Annotated in this window: 17 protein-coding genes; 3 read left to right on the forward strand and 14 right to left on the reverse strand. The window is 73.1% G+C overall.

Annotation, left to right across the window (positions count from 1 at the left end):
• Window positions 1-530: 530 nt before the first annotated feature.
• The gene (gene tyrS, locus ACIGNX_RS30680; RefSeq protein WP_396544327.1) at window positions 531-1,805 is read right to left on the reverse strand and encodes a tyrosine--tRNA ligase; all 1,275 of its coding nucleotides are present in this window, start codon (window positions 1,803-1,805) and stop codon (window positions 531-533) included.
• Window positions 1,806-1,898: 93 nt separating this feature from the next.
• Here tyrS and ACIGNX_RS30685 point away from each other — a divergent pair, with 93 nt between their 5' ends.
• Both ACIGNX_RS30685 and ACIGNX_RS30690 read left to right on the forward strand, forming a co-directional pair.
• Window positions 1,899-2,339 (forward strand): hypothetical protein, encoded by a 441-nt coding sequence (locus ACIGNX_RS30685; protein WP_396544328.1) that lies wholly within the window; start codon window positions 1,899-1,901, stop codon window positions 2,337-2,339.
• Window positions 2,340-2,439: 100 nt separating this feature from the next.
• Complete coding sequence (locus tag ACIGNX_RS30690; protein WP_396544329.1) at window positions 2,440-2,964, forward strand: EF-hand domain-containing protein; 525 nt, start codon at window positions 2,440-2,442, stop codon at window positions 2,962-2,964.
• On the opposite strand, the gene ACIGNX_RS30695 is transcribed toward ACIGNX_RS30690, so the two are convergent.
• From ACIGNX_RS30695 to ACIGNX_RS30740, 10 genes are all read right to left on the reverse strand, one after another.
• On the reverse strand, window positions 2,961-3,590 hold the full coding sequence (locus ACIGNX_RS30695; protein WP_396544331.1) for a DNA-3-methyladenine glycosylase: 630 nt from the start codon (window positions 3,588-3,590) through the stop codon (window positions 2,961-2,963). The genes ACIGNX_RS30690 and ACIGNX_RS30695 overlap by 4 nt on opposite strands.
• Complete coding sequence (gene argH, locus ACIGNX_RS30700) at window positions 3,574-4,917, reverse strand: argininosuccinate lyase (RefSeq protein ID WP_396544546.1); 1,344 nt, start codon at window positions 4,915-4,917, stop codon at window positions 3,574-3,576. The genes ACIGNX_RS30695 and argH overlap by 17 nt, the downstream gene beginning before the upstream one ends.
• A 60-nt stretch (window positions 4,918-4,977) precedes the next feature.
• The gene (locus ACIGNX_RS30705) at window positions 4,978-5,928 is read right to left on the reverse strand and encodes an argininosuccinate synthase domain-containing protein (protein ID WP_396544333.1); all 951 of its coding nucleotides are present in this window, start codon (window positions 5,926-5,928) and stop codon (window positions 4,978-4,980) included.
• Window positions 5,921-6,430, reverse strand: coding sequence for an arginine repressor (locus tag ACIGNX_RS30710; protein ID WP_396544334.1), 510 nt, complete (start codon window positions 6,428-6,430; stop codon window positions 5,921-5,923). The genes ACIGNX_RS30705 and ACIGNX_RS30710 overlap by 8 nt, the downstream gene beginning before the upstream one ends.
• A complete protein-coding gene (argF, locus tag ACIGNX_RS30715; protein WP_396544336.1) occupies window positions 6,427-7,353 on the reverse strand; it encodes an ornithine carbamoyltransferase in 927 nt (308 codons plus the stop codon). Before argF ends, ACIGNX_RS30710 begins: the two co-directional genes overlap by 4 nt.
• On the reverse strand, window positions 7,353-8,537 hold the full coding sequence (locus ACIGNX_RS30720) for an acetylornithine transaminase (RefSeq protein ID WP_396544338.1): 1,185 nt from the start codon (window positions 8,535-8,537) through the stop codon (window positions 7,353-7,355). Before ACIGNX_RS30720 ends, argF begins: the two co-directional genes overlap by 1 nt.
• Window positions 8,534-9,436, reverse strand: coding sequence for an acetylglutamate kinase (gene argB / locus ACIGNX_RS30725; RefSeq protein ID WP_396544340.1), 903 nt, complete (start codon window positions 9,434-9,436; stop codon window positions 8,534-8,536). The genes ACIGNX_RS30720 and argB overlap by 4 nt, the downstream gene beginning before the upstream one ends.
• Complete coding sequence (argJ, locus tag ACIGNX_RS30730; protein ID WP_396544341.1) at window positions 9,433-10,605, reverse strand: bifunctional glutamate N-acetyltransferase/amino-acid acetyltransferase ArgJ; 1,173 nt, start codon at window positions 10,603-10,605, stop codon at window positions 9,433-9,435. The genes argB and argJ overlap by 4 nt, the downstream gene beginning before the upstream one ends.
• Window positions 10,602-11,618, reverse strand: coding sequence for an N-acetyl-gamma-glutamyl-phosphate reductase (gene argC, locus ACIGNX_RS30735; protein ID WP_396544343.1), 1,017 nt, complete (start codon window positions 11,616-11,618; stop codon window positions 10,602-10,604). Before argC ends, argJ begins: the two co-directional genes overlap by 4 nt.
• 84 nt (window positions 11,619-11,702) lie before the next feature.
• Window positions 11,703-12,896, reverse strand: coding sequence for a cytochrome P450 (locus ACIGNX_RS30740; RefSeq protein WP_396544345.1), 1,194 nt, complete (start codon window positions 12,894-12,896; stop codon window positions 11,703-11,705).
• Between the two features lie 112 nt (window positions 12,897-13,008).
• Between ACIGNX_RS30740 and ACIGNX_RS30745 the strand changes: the two genes are divergently transcribed.
• Complete coding sequence (locus ACIGNX_RS30745; RefSeq protein ID WP_396544347.1) at window positions 13,009-13,632, forward strand: HAD family hydrolase; 624 nt, start codon at window positions 13,009-13,011, stop codon at window positions 13,630-13,632.
• Here ACIGNX_RS30745 and sthA read toward each other — a convergent pair whose 3' ends face one another.
• From sthA to pheT, 3 genes are all read right to left on the reverse strand, one after another.
• Window positions 13,633-15,060: a Si-specific NAD(P)(+) transhydrogenase gene (gene sthA / locus ACIGNX_RS30750; RefSeq protein ID WP_396544349.1), complete on the reverse strand. Its 1,428-nt coding sequence runs from the start codon at window positions 15,058-15,060 to the stop codon at window positions 13,633-13,635.
• Between the two features lie 89 nt (window positions 15,061-15,149).
• Window positions 15,150-15,641 carry a hypothetical protein gene (locus ACIGNX_RS30755; RefSeq protein ID WP_396544351.1) on the reverse strand — a complete coding sequence of 164 codons (492 nt, stop codon included), beginning with the start codon at window positions 15,639-15,641 and terminating at the stop codon, window positions 15,150-15,152.
• A 306-nt stretch (window positions 15,642-15,947) separates the two neighbouring features.
• Window positions 15,948-18,425: a phenylalanine--tRNA ligase subunit beta gene (pheT, locus tag ACIGNX_RS30760; RefSeq protein ID WP_396544353.1), complete on the reverse strand. Its 2,478-nt coding sequence runs from the start codon at window positions 18,423-18,425 to the stop codon at window positions 15,948-15,950.
• Window positions 18,426-18,428: the final 3 nt, after the last annotated feature.

The raw sequence follows: 18,428 nt of genomic DNA on the forward strand, positions 1-18,428 counted from the left end.
AGTTGTCCAGTAACAATCTCAAAGGAAACCTCTTGACGAGGTTCATAAATTTACTGGCTATTCGGCACGCTGTTGAGTTCTCAAAGAACACGCGCACATCATCACTCGTCGCTCGCGCGACTCGATCCGAGGCTTGTGATCCAGCTAGAGCTTGTGTTGGAAACCAGACGCCCTGGTCGCAACGGCTCAGACGAGCCTGGACTGGGTCTTCCGTTCCGCGGTCACCCACTCTACCACGCTAGCGGGAGCTTGGTTCGTGACCTGCCGCACTCCGTTCCGGCGTTCCCGGCCCGTTCCGTGCTGACATGGAGAAAGTTACACGCACCCGAACCGGAGGTCAAATCGGGGGCGCAGCACCACGCCACAGGCTGAAACCGCAGGTCAGCAGCCCGTGCCGCAGTCCACCCCACGCTATCCGACCCGATCCACCGGCAACAGTGTGACCGCGATCACACCAAAGAAGCACGAAGGCCGCCGGTCCGCGTGGGACCGACGGCCTTCGACGTGCTGCTCGGTGGGGCTCCGGCAGGTCAGACCCGCACCCGCACCCCGGCGGTGTTGCGCTTGCCGCGCCGGACGACCAGCCACGCGCCGTGGAGGAGGTCCTCCTCGGCGGGCACCCACTCCTCGTCGGTGACCTTGCCGTTGTTCACGTACGCGCCACCCTCCTTGACGGTGCGCCGCGCCGCGCCCTTGCTCTCCGCCAGCCCCGAGCTGACGAGCAGGTCGACGATCGTCGGCCGGTCGGCCAGGCGCACCTCGCCGGTCGGCGCCTCGGCCATCGCGGCCTCGAGCGTCGACAGGTCCAGCTCGCGCAGCTCGCCGCGGCCGAACAGGGCCTGGCTGGCCGCGATCACCTGCCGGGTCTCGTGCTCCCCGTGCACCAGGTCGGTGAACTCCTGGGCCAGCTTCTTCTGCGCGGCGCGCAGGTGCGGCGCCTCGGCGGTCTGCCGCTCCAGCTCGGCGATCTCCTCCCGGGACAGGAAGGTGAACAGGCGCAGGTAGCGCAGGACGTCGGCGTCGCCCACGTTGACGAAGTACTGGTACCAGGCGTACGGCGAGGTCATCGCGGGGTCGAGCCAGACGTTGCCGCCACCGGTGGACTTGCCGAACTTGCGGCCCTCGGCGTCGGTGACCAGCGGCGCGGTCAGGGCGTGCACGGAGCCGCCGTCGACCTTCCGGACCAGGTCGACGCCGCCGATGATGTTGCCCCACTGGTCGGAGCCGCCCACCTGGAGCCGGGTGCCGTACTTCCGGTGCAGCTGGAGGTAGTCGTGCGACTGGAGCAGCAGGTAGCTGAACTCGGTGTAGGACATGCCATCGCCGTCGAGGCGCCGCTTGACCGTCTCGCGGGCGAGCATGACGTTGATCGAGAAGTGCTTGCCGACGTCGCGCAGGAAGTCCAGCACCGGCACGTCGCCGGTCCAGTCGAGGTTGTTGACGACGATCGCGCCGGTGGGGCTGTCGTCGAACTCGACGAAGCGCTCCAGCTGGCCGCGGATGCGCCCGGCCCACTCCGCCACGGTGTCCAGCGCGTTGAGCGCGCGCTCGGAGCTGTCACGGGGGTCGCCGATCATGCCGGTCGCGCCGCCCGCGAGCACGATCGGCCGGTGCCCGGCGCGCTGGAAGCGGCGCAGCATGAGCAGCGGGACGAGGTTGCCGGCGTGCAGGCTGGGCGCGGTCGGGTCGAACCCCGCGTAGAGGGTGAGCGGGCCGGCGTCCAGGTCCTCGCGCAGCGCGTCGAGGTCGGTGGACTGCGCGATCAGGCCGCGCCAGGACAGCTCGTCGAGGATGTGCTCGTTCACGGTGGGCCATTCTCCTCTACCTGGTCCGGCCAGTTTGAGGCGGTGTCGCGGCCGGGTAGTCGGCGGGTGGGCCGAGTGAGAGGAACCGCAGCGATGACCTACCCGAACCGCGACCGGCGTCCCGCTGACCGCCCCACCGAGTTCGTGACCCCCGCCGAGCCGCCGTACGCGGCGGAGGAGGAGGTGGTCGAGCGCGGCGACAGCCGGGTGCGGGCCGTGCGCGTGGCGTGCGCCGTGATCGACCTGCTGTGCTGGTTGTTCGCGATCGTGCTGGCGATCCACATCTTCCTGGTGATCGGCGGCGCGAACCCGGCGAACGGGTTCGCGCGGATGATCGAGTCCTGGTCGGCGGGGGTGTCGCTGGGCCTGCGGGACCTCTTCACGCCCGAGAGCCCCGGCCTGCGGACGCTGCTGAACGACGGCCTGGCCGCGCTGCTGTGGCTGCTGATCGGGGCGGTGCTGACGAGCGTGATCAGTCGCGTGGCGCTGCCGGCGCACGAGCGGCGCGTGTGGTACCGGCGGACGGTGCGCTGACCCGCGCTACCGACCGTCACCGCCGGTTCACCCCCGCGCGCGGAGGTTTGCCCCGGCTGGTCAATTGTCCTCGGGGCGTTCCGCGACGATGTTTGCTCCCGTGGCCAGTGACTTGCAGCGCAAGAAGACCTCCGTCGTGTTCACCGCCATGGACTCGAACGGTGACGGGTTCCTGGAGCGGGCCGACTTCGAGGCCCTGACGGACCGGTGGGTGCGCATCCGGGGCGGCTCCGAGGAGGACGGCCGGCTGCGGGAGATCATGATGGGGTGGTGGGAGACGCTGCAGGTGGCGTCGGACCACGACCACGACAACAAGGTCACCGTGGACGAGGTGCTGTCCGTGGTGAGCGACCTCGGCACCATGCTGGACCTGGTGGTGGCCACGGCCGAGTCGATGTTCGAGGCGGTGGACGAGGACGGCGACGGCCGGGTGTCCGCGCCCGAGTACGCCCGGATGATCCACGCCTGGACGGGCGACGGCTCGTCCACCGACGCCGTGTTCGCCCGCCTGGACCTCGACGGCGACGGCTCGCTGTCGAAGTCGGAGTTCGTGCAGCACTGGGTGGAGTTCTGGGCGGGTGACGACCCGGACGCCCCGGGCACGCACGTCTTCGGGGAGGTCTAGAGCGCGGTGCGGGTGCGGCGGGTGCCGCGGCGGTAGGCGCTGACGGCGGGCGAGTCGACCCAGAACCGCCACGGCACGTCGACCGCCACGGCGACGCCGACGCGCGGGCCGGTGCGGATGTCGGCGGGGTCCACGGGGTCGCCCGCCAGCAGCCGCACGCTCGCCGCCGGGTCGGTCAGGTTCACCCCGTTGTGCCCGCGGTCGAGGCCGAGGACGCTGGTCAGCCGGGCGGGGCCCTTGGCCAGCTCGGCGTCGCTGCGCGCGGTCGGCCGGCGCAGGCGGGCCAGCTCCGCCCCGGTCACGACCTCGCCCGCGCGCAGCAGCACCGCGCCGGGCACGCCGTCGGTCAGCGACACGACGTTCGCGCAGAAGTGCATGCCGTAGACGAAGTACACGTAGAGGCGGCCGGCCGGGCCGAACATCACGTCGTTGCGCGGCGTGCGGCCCCGGTAGCAGTGCGACGCCGGGTCGTCGCCGCCCCGGTACGCCTCGACCTCCACGATGCGCAGACCGACCACGCCCTGCTCGGTGGTGGACTCGACGACGGCGCCGAGCAGGAGCCGCGCGGCGTCGACCGGGTCGACCGCGAGCTCCCGCTCGGTGAGCTGCCTAGGCGTTGCGGGCAACGGACACCTTGTCGCGCAACCTCTTCAACTGCTCGGCGACGCGGTCGGGCGCGGTGCCGCCGTGCGCGTCGCGTGAAGCGATGGAGCCTTCCACGGTCAACACGCTACGCACCTCGGGGGTCAGCGCGGGCGAGATCGTGGCGAACTCCTCATCGGTGAGCTCCTCCAAGCCGACCCCGCGGGCCTCGGCCACGCGGACGCACTCCCCCGCGGCCTCGTGGGCGACCCGGAACGGCACGCCCTGGCGCACCAGCCACTCGGCGATGTCGGTGGCCAGGGTGAACCCGGCGGGCGCGAGGGCGGCCATGCGGTCGGTGTCGAACCGCATCGTGGCGATCATCCCGGCCAGGGCGGGCAGCAGGAGCTCCAGCTGCTCGACCGAGTCGAACAGCGGTTCCTTGTCCTCCTGCAGGTCGCGGTTGTAGGCCAGGGGCTGGGCCTTCAGCGTCGCGAGCAGGCCGGCCAGGTTGCCGATGAGCCGGCCGGACTTGCCCCGCGTCAGCTCGGCCACGTCGGGGTTCTTCTTCTGGGGCATGATCGAGCTGCCGGTGGCCCACGCGTCGTCCAGCACGGCGAAGCGGAACTCGGCGGTCGTCCAGATGATCACCTCTTCGGCGATGCGGGACAGGTCGACGCCGATCATGGCCAGCACGAACGCGATCTCGGCGGCGAAGTCGCGCGAGGCGGTGCCGTCGATGGAGTTCTCCACCGGCCCGTCGAAGCCCAGCTCGGCGGCGACCGCGGCCGGGTCGAGGCCCAGCGACGAGCCCGCGAGCGCGCCCGAGCCGTACGGCGACAGGGCGGCGCGCTTGTCCCAGTCGCGCAGCCGGTCGACGTCGCGCAGCAGCGCCTGGCCGTGGGCCAGCAGGTGGTGGGCCAGCAGCACGGGCTGGGCGGACTGCAGGTGCGTGCGGCCGGGCATGACGGCGGTGGCGTGCGCGGAGGCCTGGTCGGCCAGCGCCTCGACCACGTCGAGCACGCCCGCGGCCACCCGGCCGGCGGCGTCGCGCAGCCACATCCGGAACAGCGTGGCGACCTGGTCGTTGCGGGACCGGCCGGCGCGCAGCTTGCCGCCCAGCTCCGGCCCGGCGCGCTCGATCAGGCCGCGCTCCAGCGCCGTGTGCACGTCCTCGTCGGCGACGGTCGGGGTGAACGCGCCGGACTCCACGTCGGCCCGCAGCGCGTCCAGCGCCGCCAGCATGCGGTCCAGCTCGTCGGCGGTCAGCAGGCCGGCGCGGTGCAGCACGCGGGCGTGCGCGCGGGAACCCCTGATGTCGTACGGGGCGAGTCGCCAGTCGAAGTGCGTGGACGCGGACAGCCGCGCCATCGCCTCCGCCGGTCCGCCGGCGAACCGGCCACCCCACAATGAACTCACGTGATCGAATCCCTACGTTGCGGCGATCTTGCTCGGCAGGCGGCGCGGTGGCGCGCAGCCCGGGGTGGAGTCGAACGGCGACTCCTCGCCGCGCCGGCCGGTGACGACCGTGCGGCCACCGTGCAGCACGAGCCGGACCTCGCCGGACACGTGCAGCTGGGTGTTGTCGATGAAGCCGTCCAACGCGCGTCTCAGCGGCGAGAACCACTGGCCGCCGTGCACCAGCGCGGCCCAGCGCCGCTCGACCTGCCGCTTGAAGTCGGCCAGGTCGGGTTCCAGGGTGAGGTCTTCCAGCTCGCGGTGCGCGGTGACCAGGGCGGCGGCGCCCGGTGCCTGGTAGGCGTGGACGCCCTTGGGGCGGCGCACGCCCCGCGCACCGGAGCGCAGGTTCAGCTCCTGGACGGCCTGCCGCACGGTCATCGTCTCGCCGTCGACGGCGACCGGCCTGCCCCGGTCGAACGTGACGACCAGCTCCTCGGGGTCGCGGGGTTCGGCGGTCCAGTCGGGCGCGCCGCCCGGCGGCTCGGGCCGGGCGGTCGGGGTGGGGCCGACGGGTGGGGCGATGACATCCAGGTCGGGTGCGAGCGCGTTGACGGCGGCTTCGAAGCGGGCCCGGTCCGCGCCGGTGCGGCCGTGCGCCACGGCGGTCGCGCCGTGCCGCCTGGCGACCCGCACCAGGTGCTCGGCGAACAGGGAGCGGGTCAGCGCGGCGACCGGTCGCAGGGCGTTGGCGCGCAGCGCGGGCAGGCAGTAGCGGTCGGCGAACTCGTCGCGGGCGTCGACCACCACGGCCTCGACCGCGCCGCCTGCCAGGGCGCGGGCACGGGTGGTCGCCGGGTCCTCGCCGCTGTCGCCCAGGTCGACCGCGACGGTGACGACCCGCGCGCCGCCCGCGGTGAGCGCGCCGATGAGCGGCGCGGGGTCGAGCCCGCCGCGGTGGGCCAGCACCACCCGCTCACTCATGGGTCTCCTCCTGCTGCTGGGCCTGCTCCTCCCCCGCGGCCAGCGCCGTCACCCGGGCGGCCAGGTCCGCGCCGGTGAGCGGCTCCCGCGCCACGGCGAGGATCGTGTCGTCGCCCGCGATGGTGCCGACGATGTCGTGCAGCGCGGCCCGGTCCAGCGCGCTGGCCAGGAACTGGGCCGCGCCGGGAGGGGTGCGCAGGACCGCGAGGTTGCCGGAGTGGTCCACCGACACCAGCAGCTCGCCGAGCAGGCGGGTGAGGCGGGACGTGCCGCCCTGCACCCCGCGCACCGGGCTGCCGTCCTCGGGGATGACGTAGACGGGCGCGCCGCCGTCGGGACCGCGCAGCTTGACCGCGCCCAGCTCGTCCAGGTCCCGCGACAGCGTGGCCTGGGTGACCTCGATGCCTTCCACCGCCAGCGTCTTCGCCAGTTCCGACTGGCTGCGGATGGCGCGCTGGGTGACCAGTTCGACGATGCGGGCCTGCCGCGCGGTCCGGGTCACCGCGACCGCTCCAGCAACCACACGAGCAGCGCCTTCTGGGCGTGCAGCCGGTTCTCGGCCTCGTCCCACACCGCGCTGGCCGGGCCGTCGAGCACGTCGTCGGTGATCTCCTGGCCGCGGTGGGCGGGCAGGCAGTGCAGCACGGTGGTCTTCACGCCGGTCGCGGCGAGCAGGTCGGCGTTGAGCTGGTAGGGCCGGAACGGGCGCATCCGGTCGCGGCCGTCGTTCTCCTGGCCCATCGACGTCCACGTGTCGGTGACCAGCACGTCCGCGCCGTCCACGGCCTCGCGCGGGTCCTCCAGCACGGTGACCGAGCCGCCGGTCTCCGCGGCGCGCCGCCGGGCGTCGTCCAGCACCCACTGCGGCGGCTGGAACAGCTCCGGCGCGGCGATGCGCACGTGCATGCCCGCCGTGACGCCGCCGAGCAGCATCGAGTTGGACATGTTGTTCGCGCCGTCGCCGAGGTAGGTGGCGGTGAGGCCGGTGAGCTTGCCGTGCACGCGCCGGATGGTCTGCAGGTCGGCCAGCACCTGGCAGGGGTGGAACTCGTCGGTCAGCGCGTTGATCACCGGGATGCGGGACACCGAGGCCATGGCCTCGATGCGCTTCTGCGCGAACGTCCGCCACACCACCGCCTCGACGTACCCGGAGAGGATGCGCGAGGTGTCCTCGATGGTCTCCTCGCGGCCGAGCTGCATGGACCGGCCGTCGATGATGACCGGGTTGCCGCCGAGCTGGGCGATTCCCACCTCGAACGACAGCCGGGTGCGGGTGGAGTTCTTCTCGAAGATCACCGCCACGGACTTCGGGCCGGCCAGCGGCTTGGCCGTCATCCGGTCGGCCTTGTAGTCGTCCGCGAGGTCGAGGACCTCGGCCTGCTCGTCGGGGGTCAGGTCGTCGTCGCGCAGGAAGTGGCGCACCATCACGGCTCCTGGCCTGGGTTCGGGAGGAACGACGGCAGGTCGGCCACCAGCCGGTGGGCGTCGGCCTCGTCCAGCACCAGCGGCGGCGCCAGGCGGAGGACGTCGGGCTGGACGGGGTTGATCAGATAACCGGCCTGCTGCGCGGCCGCCGCGGCCTTCGCCGAGACCGCCTCGCGCAGCGTGATCCCGAGCAGCAGGCCGGCGCCCCGCACACCGGAGATGAGCGGGTGGTCCAGTGCCTCGACGCCCGCCGCGATCTCCTTGCCGACCGCGGCGGTGTGCTCCAGCAGGCCGTCGGCGGCGATCGTGTCCAGCACCGCGAGCGCGGCGGCGCAGCACACCGGGTTGCCGCCGAACGTGGTGCCGTGCTGGCCGGGCTGGAACAGGTCCTTGGCCGGGCCGATCGCGATGCACGCGCCGAGCGGCAGGCCGCCGCCGAGGCCCTTGGCGAGGGTGATCACGTCGGGCACGACGCCGACCCGCTGGAACGCGAACCAGGTGCCGAGCCGCCCGACCCCGGTCTGCACCTCGTCCAGGACGAGCAGCGCGCCGTGCTCGGCGGTGATCCGGCGGGCCGCTTCGAGGTAGCCCTCGGGCGGCACGACCACGCCGTTCTCGCCCTGGACGGGCTCCACGACGAACGCGGCGGTCTCGTCGTCGACCGCGGCCTCCAGCGCCTCGACGTCGCCGTAGGGGATGTGCACGACGCCGGGCACCAGCGGCTCGAACGGCTCGCGCTTCGCCGGTTGGCCGGTCAGCGCCAGCGCGCCCATGGTGCGGCCGTGGAACCCGCCCTCGGTCGACACGACCTTGGTGCGGCCGGTGCGGCGGCTGAGCTTGAACGCGGCCTCGTTGGCCTCGGCGCCGGAGTTGCAGAACAGCACCCGGCCGTCGCCGTCGACCCCGGCCAGGTCCAGCAGCCGTTCGGCGAGCCGGAGCGCGGGCTCGTTGATGTAGAGGTTCGAGGTGTGGGCGATGCGGCCGATCTGCTCGGTCACCGCGGCGACGATCGCCGGGTGGGCGTGGCCGAGCGCGTTGACCGCGATGCCGGTCAGCAGGTCGAGGTACCGGTTGCCGTCGGCGTCCCAGACGTGGGCGCCCTCGCCGCGGGTGAGGGTCAGGCCGGGCGTGCCGTAGTTGTTCATCATCGCGGCCTGCCACCGCTGCCTGTGCTGCTCGCTCATGCCTCGCCCGCCCCAGTCCCGTCGACCGCGCCGCCGGCGGTCACCATCGTTCCGACACCTTCGGAGGTGAAGACCTCCAACAACACCGAGTGCGCCAGCCTGCCGTCGATCACGTGCGCCTCGGGGACGCCGCCGCGGACCGCGCGCAGGCACGCCTCCATCTTCGGCACCATGCCGCTGTCCAGGCGCGGCAGCATCTCCTCGAGCCGCTCGGCGGTCACCCGGTGCAGCAGGGAGCCGCGGTCGGGCCAGTCCGCGTACAGGCCCTCGACGTCGGTGAGCACGACCAGCTTCGCGGCGTCCAGGGCCACCGCCACCGCGCCCGCCGCCGTGTCGGCGTTGACGTTGTGCACCACGCCGTCGGCGTCCGGCGCGACCGTGGACACGACCGGGATGCGGCCGGCGCGCACGATGTCGAGCACCGCGTCCGGGTTGACGTCGACGATGTCGCCGACCAGGCCGATGTCGACCGGCTCGCCGTCGACCAGGGCCGGCCGGCGCGCGGCGGTGAGCAGGTGGGCGTCCTCGCCGGACAGGCCGACCGCGAGCGGGCCGTGCGAGTTGATCAGGCCGACCAGCTCGCGCTGCACCTGGCCGACCAGCACCATGCGCACCACGTCCATGGCTTCGGGCGTGGTCACGCGCAGGCCGCCGCGGAACTCGCTCTCGATGCCCAGCCGCTTGAGCATGGCGGCGATCTGCGGCCCGCCGCCGTGCACCACGACCGGGTGCAGTCCCGCGAGCTTGAGGAACACCATGTCCTGCGCGAACGCGCGCTTCAGCTCGTCGTCCACCATGGCGTTGCCGCCGTACTTGACGACCACGATCGCGCCCCGGAAGCGCTGCAGCCACGGCAGCGCCTCGATCAGGATCCCGGCCTTGACCTGTGGCGTGATCACGAGCTGTACGCGCTGTTCTCTTCGACGTAGGCGTGCGACAGGTCCGTGGTCAGCACGGTCGCCGTGCCGTCGCCGAGGTTGAGGTCCACGACGATCTCGACGTCGCGGCCGGACAGGTCGGCCTCGCTCCGGTCGGCGGCCTTGTGGCCGTCGCGGAACAGGGTCACGCCGTTGATCGTGATGCCGAGCTTGTGCTGGTCCACGGTGGCCCGCGAGCGGCCGACGGCCATCGCGACCCGACCCCAGTTCGGGTCGGAGCCGAACAGCGCGGTCTTGACCAGGTTGTCCTCGGCGACGGTCTTGGCGACCACGACCGCCTCGGCCTCGGTGAGCGCGCCGTTGACGGTGATCGACACCTCCTTGGTCACGCCCTCCGCGTCACCCTGGAGCTGCTTGACCAGGTCCTTCGCCACGGCGGTGAGCACGTCGGCGAACTGCTCGGCGGTCGGCTCGACCCCGGACGCGCCGGAGGCCAGGACCAGCACGGTGTCGTTGGTGGACGTGCCGCCGTCCACGTCGAGCCGGTCGTAGGTCTTGGCGGTGACCGCGCGCAGGGCCGCGTCGAGGGCGTCGCCGTCGACCACCGCGTCGGTGGTGATGACGCTGAGCATGGTGGCCATGTTCGGCGACAGCATGCCCGCGCCCTTGACGAACCCGCCCACCGACCACCCGTCCGGGTGGTCCTGCCAGCTCTGCTTGGGGTGGGTGTCGGTGGTCATCACGGCGGTGGCGGCGTCGAGGCCCGCCCGGTCGCCCGCGGCCAGCTCCTGGGCCGCCTTCTCCACGCCCGCCTTGAGGTTGTCCATCGGCAGGCGCTCCCCGATCAGGCCCGTGGAGCACACCGCGACCTCGATCGCGCCGACGCCGAGCACCTCGGCGACCTTCTCGGCGGTGGCGTGGGTGTCCTGGAAGCCCTCCGGCCCGGTGCACGCGTTCGCGCCGCCGGAGTTGATCACGACGGCGCGCAGCCTGCGCTCCTCGAGCACCTGCTGCGACCACAGCACCGGCGCGGCCTTCACCTGGTTGGTGGTGAAGACGCCCGCGGCGGCCTGGCCCGGCCCCTCGTTGACGACCAGCGCCAGGTCCAGCGCGCCGGACTCCTTGATGCCGGCGGCGACGCCCGCGGCCTTGAAGCCCTTCGGCCCGGTCACGCCCTTGTTGCGGTTCACGGAGCTACTCCCACGGTGGACAGGCCGGTGGTCTCCGGCAGGCCGAGTGCCAGGTTCATGCACTGCACCGCGGCGCCCGCGGTGCCCTTCGCCAGGTTGTCGATCGCGGCGACCACGACGAGCCGGTTCGCGTCGCGGTCGGCGGTGACCTGGAGCTGGACGGCGTTCGAGCCGAGCACCGCGCCCGTGGTCGGCCAGTGGCCTTCCGGCAGCAGGTGCACGAACGGCTCGTCGGCGTAGGCCTTCTCGTAGGCGGCGCGGACGTCGGCGTCACCGTCGACGAGGGTCGCCGTGCAGGTGGCCAGGATGCCGCGCGGCAGCGGCGCGAGCACCGGGGTGAACGACACCCGGACGGGCGCGCCGGCGACCCGGCCGAGGTTCTGGGCGATCTCCGGGGTGTGCCGGTGCGTGCCGCCGACGCCGTAGGCGCTCAGCGAGCCCATCACCTCGGAGCCGAGGAGGTTCGGCTTGAGCGACTTGCCCGCGCCGGACGTGCCGGACACCGCCACCACCGTCACCTCGGGCTCGACCAGGTCCATCGCGGGCGCGAGGGCGAGCGAGGACACGGTCGGGTAGCAGCCGGGGACGGCGACGCGCCGGGCGCCGCGCAGCTCGTCGCGCAGGCCGGGCAGCTCGGGCAGGCCGTACGGCCAGCTGCCCGCGTGCGCGCCGCCGTACCAGCGCTCCCAGGCGGCGGGGTCGGTGAGCCGGTGGTCGGCGCCGCAGTCGACGACGACGGTGTCGTCACCGAGCTGGGCGGCGATCTCGGCCGAGCGGCCGTGCGGGAGTGCCAGGAAGACGACGTCGTGCCCCTTGAGGGTGTCGGCCGTCGTCTCCTCCAGCACCCGGTCGGCGAGGGGCAGCAGGTGCGGCTGGTGGGTGAGCAGCGCCGTGCCCGCGTTGCCGCCGGCGGTGAGCGCGCCGACCTCCACGTCCGGGTGACCGAGCAGGAGGCGCAGCAGCTCTCCCCCGGCGTACCCGCTGGCACCGGCGACCGCGATCCGTACCGTCATGCGGATAAGTATGCACGCCCGTGCAAAGTCACTCAAATCTGTTTCGGGTTCCCGCCCCTCCTGCCGTGCCGCGCGGGCGGCGCGTCACCAGGTCACCGGCAGCGACCCGACACCGTAGACGACCTGCTGGGCGCGGTAGTCCGGCTCCGGCCCGACCGCGCGCAGCCCAGGGAACCGGCGCAGCAGGGCCGGGAACGCGATCCGCATCTCCAGCCGCGCCAGCGGCGCGCCCAGGCAGTGGTGCACGCCGTGGCCGAACGCGACGTGGCTGCCCGCGTCACGGGTGAGGTCCAGCCGGTCCGGGTCCGGCACCAGCGCGGGGTCGCGGTTGGCCGCGGGCAGCGAGCACACCACCAGCTCGCCGGGCCCGAGGGTGTGGCCGCCGAGTTCCACCTCGGTCTTCGTCACCCGCGGCACGCCCGTGTGCACGACGGTCAGCCAGCGCAGCAGCTCCTCCACGGCGGCGTCCGCGCGCTCCGGCTCGTCGCGCAGCAGCCGCAGCTGCTCGGGGTGGCGCAGCAGGGCCAGCACGCCCAGGCCGAGCATGTTGGCCGTCGTCTCGTGGCCCGCCAGCAGCAGCAGGTCCGCGATGCCGACCAGCTCCCGGTCGTCCAGGCCCGAGGCGTCGTCGCCGGCGAGCGCGCCCAGCAGGTCGTCACCCGGCTCCACCCTGGCCCGGGCGACCAGCTCGGTCAGGTACGCCTTCGACTCGTACTGCACCGCGAGCCGCTCCTCGAACGTCAGCGACACGTCGAAGAACTTCGCGTACCGGGCCTGGAAGGCGTCCCGGTCGGCGAACGGCACGCCGAGCAGCTCGCAGATCACCAGCGCCGGCACCGGCAGCGCGAACGCGGCCACCAGGTCCGAGGGCGGCCCCTGCCGCTCGATCGCGTCCAGGTGGTCGCGCACGATCCCGTGGACGCGCGGTTCGAGCCGGCGCATCCGGCGGACCGTGAACTCCGGCGCGAGCAGCTTGCGCAGCCGCGTGTGCTCGGGCGGGTCGAACCCGAGCAGGTTGCCCGGCCGCACGGCCGCCAGCTCCTCGTCGTCCAACGGCGGCGCGCCGGGCACCAGGTGGTGGGCGGAGATGCCGAAGCCGTTCGGGTCGCCGTAGACGCGGCGCACGTCCTCGACGCGGGTGACCAGCCACACCGACCCGCCCAGCAGCGGCGAGTCGACCCGGCGCACGCCGTCCCGGTCCCGGACCGCCACCAGGTCGGGGTGGGGGTCGAACCCCACCCGGCGGAAGTGCAGGGGTGTCGTCGGCGTCGCGGCCATGCCGCCTCCTACCGTCGGGGATCCTGACCAGAACGTAGCCACGCGACCACCGCGTGCGGCAGCCTTCACCCGGGTGAGTCGTGTGGCTACCGGTGAACAGGGGAGGGCGTCGATGCGCCTGCGGGCCGTGATCTTCGACTGGCGGGGCACGCTCGTGCTGACGCCCACGTTCCGGGGCTGGGCGGAGGAGGCGCTGCGCCGGATCGGGCGCGACCCCGACCGGGCCGCGGACGTGGTGGCGGCGCTCGACCCGGCCCGGATGGAGGCGCCGGGCGTGGACGCCGACGCGGAGCTGCACCGCGAGGCGTACTACCAGGCGTTCCAGGCCGCCGGGCTGGACGAGGAGCTGGCCGACTCGCTGTACGCGGTGGAGTCCGACCCGATGGCCAACCCGTTCGCCGTCGACGCCGGGCCGACGCTGCGCGCGCTGCACGACGCCGGCGTGCGCGTCGGGGTGCTCAGCGACATCCACTTCGACATCCGGCCCGCGTTCCGCGACCTGCCCGTGGACGCGTTCGTGCTGTCGTTCGAGCACGGCGTGGTCAAGCCCGACCCGGCGATCTTCCGCACCGCGCTGGACGCGCTCGGCACGGAGCCGCGCGAGACGCTGATGGTCGGCGACCGCTCGACGCACGACGGGGCGGGCGTCGAGGTCGGCCTGCCGACCCTGCTCGTCCCGCCGCTGGGCGACGTCACCGACGCCCGCCTGCACCTCGTCACGAACCTGGTCCGCTGATCAGGAGCCGAAGCGCTCCAAGGCGCGCATCTTGTTCGTGGCGTCCAGCGCGGCCACCTTGTACGCCTCGGACAGCGTCGGGTAGTTGAAGACGGTGTCCACCAGGTAGTCCACCGTGCCGCCGCACGCCATGACCGCCTGGCCGATGTGGACCAGGTCCGTCGCGCCGGTGCCGAACAGGTGCACGCCGAGCAGCTTGCGGTCCACACTGGACACCAGCAGCTTGAGCATGCCGTAGGCGTCGCCGACGATCGAGCCGCGCGCCAGCTCCCGGTACCGCGCCAGCCCCACCTCGTAGGGCACGGCCGAGGAGGTCAGCTCGGCCTCCGTGGCACCGCAGTAGGAGATCTCCGGGATGGTGTAGATCCCGATCGGCTGCAACGCCGACAGCTCGCGCGCCCGCTCGCCGAACGCGTGGTAGGCGGCCAGGCGGCCCTGGTCCATCGACGTCGCGGCCAGCGCCGGGAAGCCGATCACGTCGCCCACGGCGTAGATGTGCGGCACGGCCGTGCGGTAGTGCTCGTCCACGGTCAGCCGGCCGCGCCGGTCCGCCTCCAGGCCCGCCTTGTCCAGGTCCAGCGCCTCGGTGTTGCCCTGCCGCCCCGCCGAGTACATCACCGCGTCGGCCGGGATGCGCTTGCCGCTGGCCAGCGTGGTCACCGTGCCGGTCTCCGACACGTCGACGTTGACGACCTTCTCGCCGAAGCGGAACGTCACCGCGAGGTCGCGCAGGTGGAACTTCAGCGACTCCACGATCTCCGGGTCGCAGAAGTCCAGCATCCGGTCGCGCTGCTCGACCACCGTCACCCTGGTGCCCAGCGCGGCGAACATGGACGCGTACTCGATGCCGATCACGCCCGCGCCCACGACGACCAGGGACGCCGGGATCTCCTCCAGCGCCAGCACCTCGTCGGAGTCCAGCACCCGGATCTCGTCGAAGTCGACCTGGTCCGGCCGGGCGGGACGGGTGCCGGTGGCGATCACGACGTGCTCGGCGGTCACCGAGTGGTGCTCGCCCCGGTGCGCCCCGTCGACCGAGATCGTGTGCGGGTCGAGGAAGCGGGCGGTGCCGGTGAGCAGGTCGATGTGGTTGCGGTGCAGCTGGGCGCGCACCACCTGCACCTCGCGGCCGATCACGTGCCGCGTGCGGGAGAGCAGGTCGGTGATGGTGATGTCGTTCTTGACCCGGTAGCTCGCGCCGTACAGGTCGCGCTGGTTCATCCCGGTCAGGTACATCACGGCCTCGCGCAGCGTCTTCGACGGGATGGTGCCCGTGTTGACGCACACGCCGCCCACCATGTCGGCGCGGTCGACGATCGCGACCCGCTTGCCGAGCTTCGCCCCCGCGATCGCGGCCTTCTGCCCACCGGGACCCGAGCCGATCACCAGCAGGTCGTAGTCGTACTCGCTCCCGCCCGAAACAGTCATACGCCGAAGCGTCGCACACCGCGGCGTCCCGCGGTGGTGCGGCGAGCGGACTCGCCGAGCGCCGCGAGGCGCTCGAGCACCCCCGGGGGTCAGACGCGGGCGGCGCGGCCCGAGTAGGTCAGCGGGAACACCAGGTCCGTGCACGCGCTCGGCACGTCGTGCGCGATCTGCACGACCATGTCCACCTCGACCGACCCCGACGGCGGGATCGTCACCGGCTCGGCCATCGGCACCACGGTCAGCACGCTCGACGGGCAGCCCGGCACCCGGTTCTGCGCCGCGTCCAGCGGCTGGCCCGGCTGGGCCTCCAGCGTCAGCACCACGATCTCCACGCCGTTCGGGTTGGACAGCCGCACCCGGCGGGCGCCCTCGCTGCCCGGCGTCAGCTCCACCGCGCCGCCGGAGACGTCGGTGATCTCGAACGACTGCAGCTCGGTCACCTCGCCGCCGCTCACCGAGTACGCCATCGCGGGCAGTTCCGGTTCCGGCCAGGTCAGGTGCATCGCAGCGACCACGGCGGCGCCGACGCCGAGGATGGTCATGGCGACGGCGACTTCCGCCCGCGGACCCAAGCTGCGCATGAGGCAACCCCACTCGATTGCTGCTCCAGGCGGTGGGTTCGCCGCTAGCTCCCCGTCGGACCGGCGACCAGACTCGCCCGGCGGTTCATCGCTTCGCCCCTCGGCCCAGCGGGCCGCGACGCCAATCTTGGAGAACGTTCAACCTGTGCGCAAGGACCCGGCCGGCCCGGAAAGACAGGTCTTTGGACCTCTTGACACCGCACGTCACACTGCGTGACCTGCACGTTCGTCCGATGCCCGCCGTCGGGCGATTCACCCGTGCGGCGTAAGCCCGGACCCGCACCAGTGCGGGTCCGGGCCCTCGCGTCAGCCTCTCAGCACCGCGCCGAAGCGCTCCGCGGCGGCGGCCACGGCCGCGTCGCGGGCCGCCGTCGCCTCCTCCACGGTCAACGTGCGGTCCGGCGCGCGGAACCGCAGCGAGTACGCCAGCGACCGCTTGCCCTCGCCGACCTGGTCGCCGGTGTAGACGTCGAACAGCCGGATGTCCTCCAGCAGCGCGCCGCCACCGCCCCGCAGCACGCGCGCCACCTGCTCGGCGGGCACCCGCGCCGGCACGACCACGGCCACGTCCAGCAGCACCGGCGGGTAGGCCGACACGACCGGCGCGGGCCGGTTGTCGCTCAACGGCAGCGCGTCGAGGTCCAGCTCCAGCGCCGCGGTCCGCTTCGGCAGCCCCAGCGCCTCCACGACCTTCGGGTGCAGCTCGCCCGCGTGGCCCACCGGCCAGTCGCCCACCCGCAGCTCGGCGCACCGGCCGGGGTGCCACGGCGCGAGGTCGGAGGCGACCACCGTCAGCTCCACGCCGTACGCCTGGCCGACCAGCCGCGCGGCCTGCACCGCGTCCGCCCAGTCCGCCTGCCGGCCCTTGCCCCACCAGCCCGCCCGCTCGCGGTGGCCCGCCAGCACGGCCGCCACGTGCACCGGCTGCTGCGGCAGGGCCGCCAGCAGCGACGCCACCTGCGCGTCCGACGGCCGCTCGCCCACGCCCACCTCGAGCACCGGCACCTGCTGCGTGCGCGGCAGCGTCACCTGGGCGACCGTGTAGACCGCCAGGTCCTTCTGGCCCCGCGCCAGGTTGCGCTGCACCGTCTCCAGCAGGCCGGGCACCAGCGTGGTGGCCAGCGCGTGCTTGTCCGACTCCAGCGGGTTGAGCACGCTGACGGTGTTGCGCCGCACGTCGCCCGGCGGCAGGCCGAGCGCGTCGAACACCGCCGGCGCCACGAACGGGAACGGCTTTACCTCGACGAACCCGTTCTCCGCCAGCGCGCGCGACACCGTGCGGCGGCGGCGCTGCTGCTCGGTCAACCCGCGACCGGCGGGCGCGGGCGGCAGCGTGGACGGGATCGTGTCGTAGCCCTCCAGCCGCAGCACCTCCTCCACCAGGTCCGCGGGCTGGGTCAGGTCCGCGCGCCACGTCGGCGGGATCGCGGTGACCATGGTCGTGCCGTCGTCACCGGTGGTGACCTCGACCTGGCAGCCGATCTGGCCGAGCCGCCGCGCCGTCACGCCGCGGGCGTAGTTCACCCCGGCCACCCGGTCGGGCAGGTTGATCGGCATCGACACCGGCCGCGGCTGCGCGGGCTCGCCCACGTCCGTGCGGCCGGGCTTGATGCTGCCGTCGCCGAACATGTCCAGCAGCCGGGCCGCGCGCTCCAGCGCCACGGGCGCCAGCGCCGGGTCCACCGTGCGCTCGAACCGCTTGGCCGCCTCGCTGGGCAGCTTGTGCCTGCGGACCGTGCGGGCGATCGACGGCGGGTCCCAGTTCGCCGCCTCCAGCAGGATGTCCGAGCTGGTGGCCGACACCTCGGTACTGGCACCGCCCATGACGCCCGCCAGCGAGATCACGCCGGTGTCGTCGGCGATGACGATGTCGTCCGGGTCCAGCACGCGGATCTGCTCGTCCAGCGTGGTCAGCTTCTCGCCGGCCACCGCGCGCCGCACCACCAGGCCGCCCTTGACCGACGCCGCGTCGAACGCGTGCAGCGGCTGGCCCAGCTCCAGCATCACGTAGTTGGTGACGTCCACCGGCAGGGAGATCGACCGGATGCCCGCCAGCATCAGCCTGCGGCGCATCCACCACGGCGTCGGCGCGGTCGGGTCGACGCCGCTGACGCGCCGGGCCACGAACCGGGGGCACGCCGCCGGGTCCTCGACGCGGACCGGCAGGACCTCGCCCTCGCCCTCGGGCACCTCGGCCGTGCCGGGGTCGCGGTAGGGCACGTCGAACGCGCAGGCGATCTCGCGGGCCAGGCCGCGCACGGAGAAGGCGTAACCCCGGTCCGGGGTCGGCGCGACCTCGATCACCGTGTCGCCCAGGCCCAGCAGCTCGATGGCGTCGTCACCGGGCTGCGCGGTGCCGCTGGGCAGCACCATGATCCCCGAGTGGTCGTCGCCCAGGCCCAGCTCGCGGGCCGAGCAGATCATGCCCTCGCTGGTGCGGCCGTAGGTCTTGCGGGCGGAGATGGCGAAGTCGCCGGGCAGCACCGCGCCGGGCAGCGCCACCACGACCGTGTCGCCCTCGCGGAAGTTCGTCGCGCCGCAGACGATGCCGTTGACCTGGTCCGGGCCGACCTCCACCCGGCAGAACCGGATCGGCTTCTTGAACCCGGTCAGCTCCTCGACCTCGACCACGCGACCCGCGACGAGCGGGCCGGTGACGGAGTCGAGCGCCTGCACGTCCTCGACCTCGATGCCGATCCGGACGAACGCCTCGGCGAGCTGCTCGGCCGTGGGCACCTCGGCGAACTCGAGGTTCTCGACCAACCAGGTGACGGGAATGCGCACCGG

Source organism: Actinosynnema sp. NPDC053489, from assembly GCF_044544865.1.
GTDB lineage: Bacteria > Actinomycetota > Actinomycetes > Mycobacteriales > Pseudonocardiaceae > Actinosynnema.

Bases quoted from the DNA above. Each gene is read 5' to 3' on its own strand.
- ACIGNX_RS30685 (WP_396544328.1), top strand. From the start codon at position 1,899: ATGACCTACCCGAACCGCGACCGGCGTCCCGCTGACCGCCCCACCGAG.
- argH (WP_396544546.1), bottom strand. From the start codon at position 4,917: ATGGCGCGGCTGTCCGCGTCCACGCACTTCGACTGGCGACTCGCCCCG.
- ACIGNX_RS30705 (WP_396544333.1), bottom strand. From the start codon at position 5,928: ATGAGTGAGCGGGTGGTGCTGGCCCACCGCGGCGGGCTCGACCCCGCG.
- argF (WP_396544336.1), bottom strand. From the start codon at position 7,353: ATGGTGCGCCACTTCCTGCGCGACGACGACCTGACCCCCGACGAGCAG.
- ACIGNX_RS30720 (WP_396544338.1), bottom strand. From the start codon at position 8,537: ATGAGCGAGCAGCACAGGCAGCGGTGGCAGGCCGCGATGATGAACAAC.
- argC (WP_396544343.1), bottom strand. From the start codon at position 11,618: ATGACGGTACGGATCGCGGTCGCCGGTGCCAGCGGGTACGCCGGGGGA.
- ACIGNX_RS30740 (WP_396544345.1), bottom strand. From the start codon at position 12,896: ATGGCCGCGACGCCGACGACACCCCTGCACTTCCGCCGGGTGGGGTTC.
- ACIGNX_RS30745 (WP_396544347.1), top strand. From the start codon at position 13,009: ATGCGCCTGCGGGCCGTGATCTTCGACTGGCGGGGCACGCTCGTGCTG.
- sthA (WP_396544349.1), bottom strand. From the start codon at position 15,060: ATGACTGTTTCGGGCGGGAGCGAGTACGACTACGACCTGCTGGTGATC.
- ACIGNX_RS30755 (WP_396544351.1), bottom strand. From the start codon at position 15,641: ATGCGCAGCTTGGGTCCGCGGGCGGAAGTCGCCGTCGCCATGACCATC.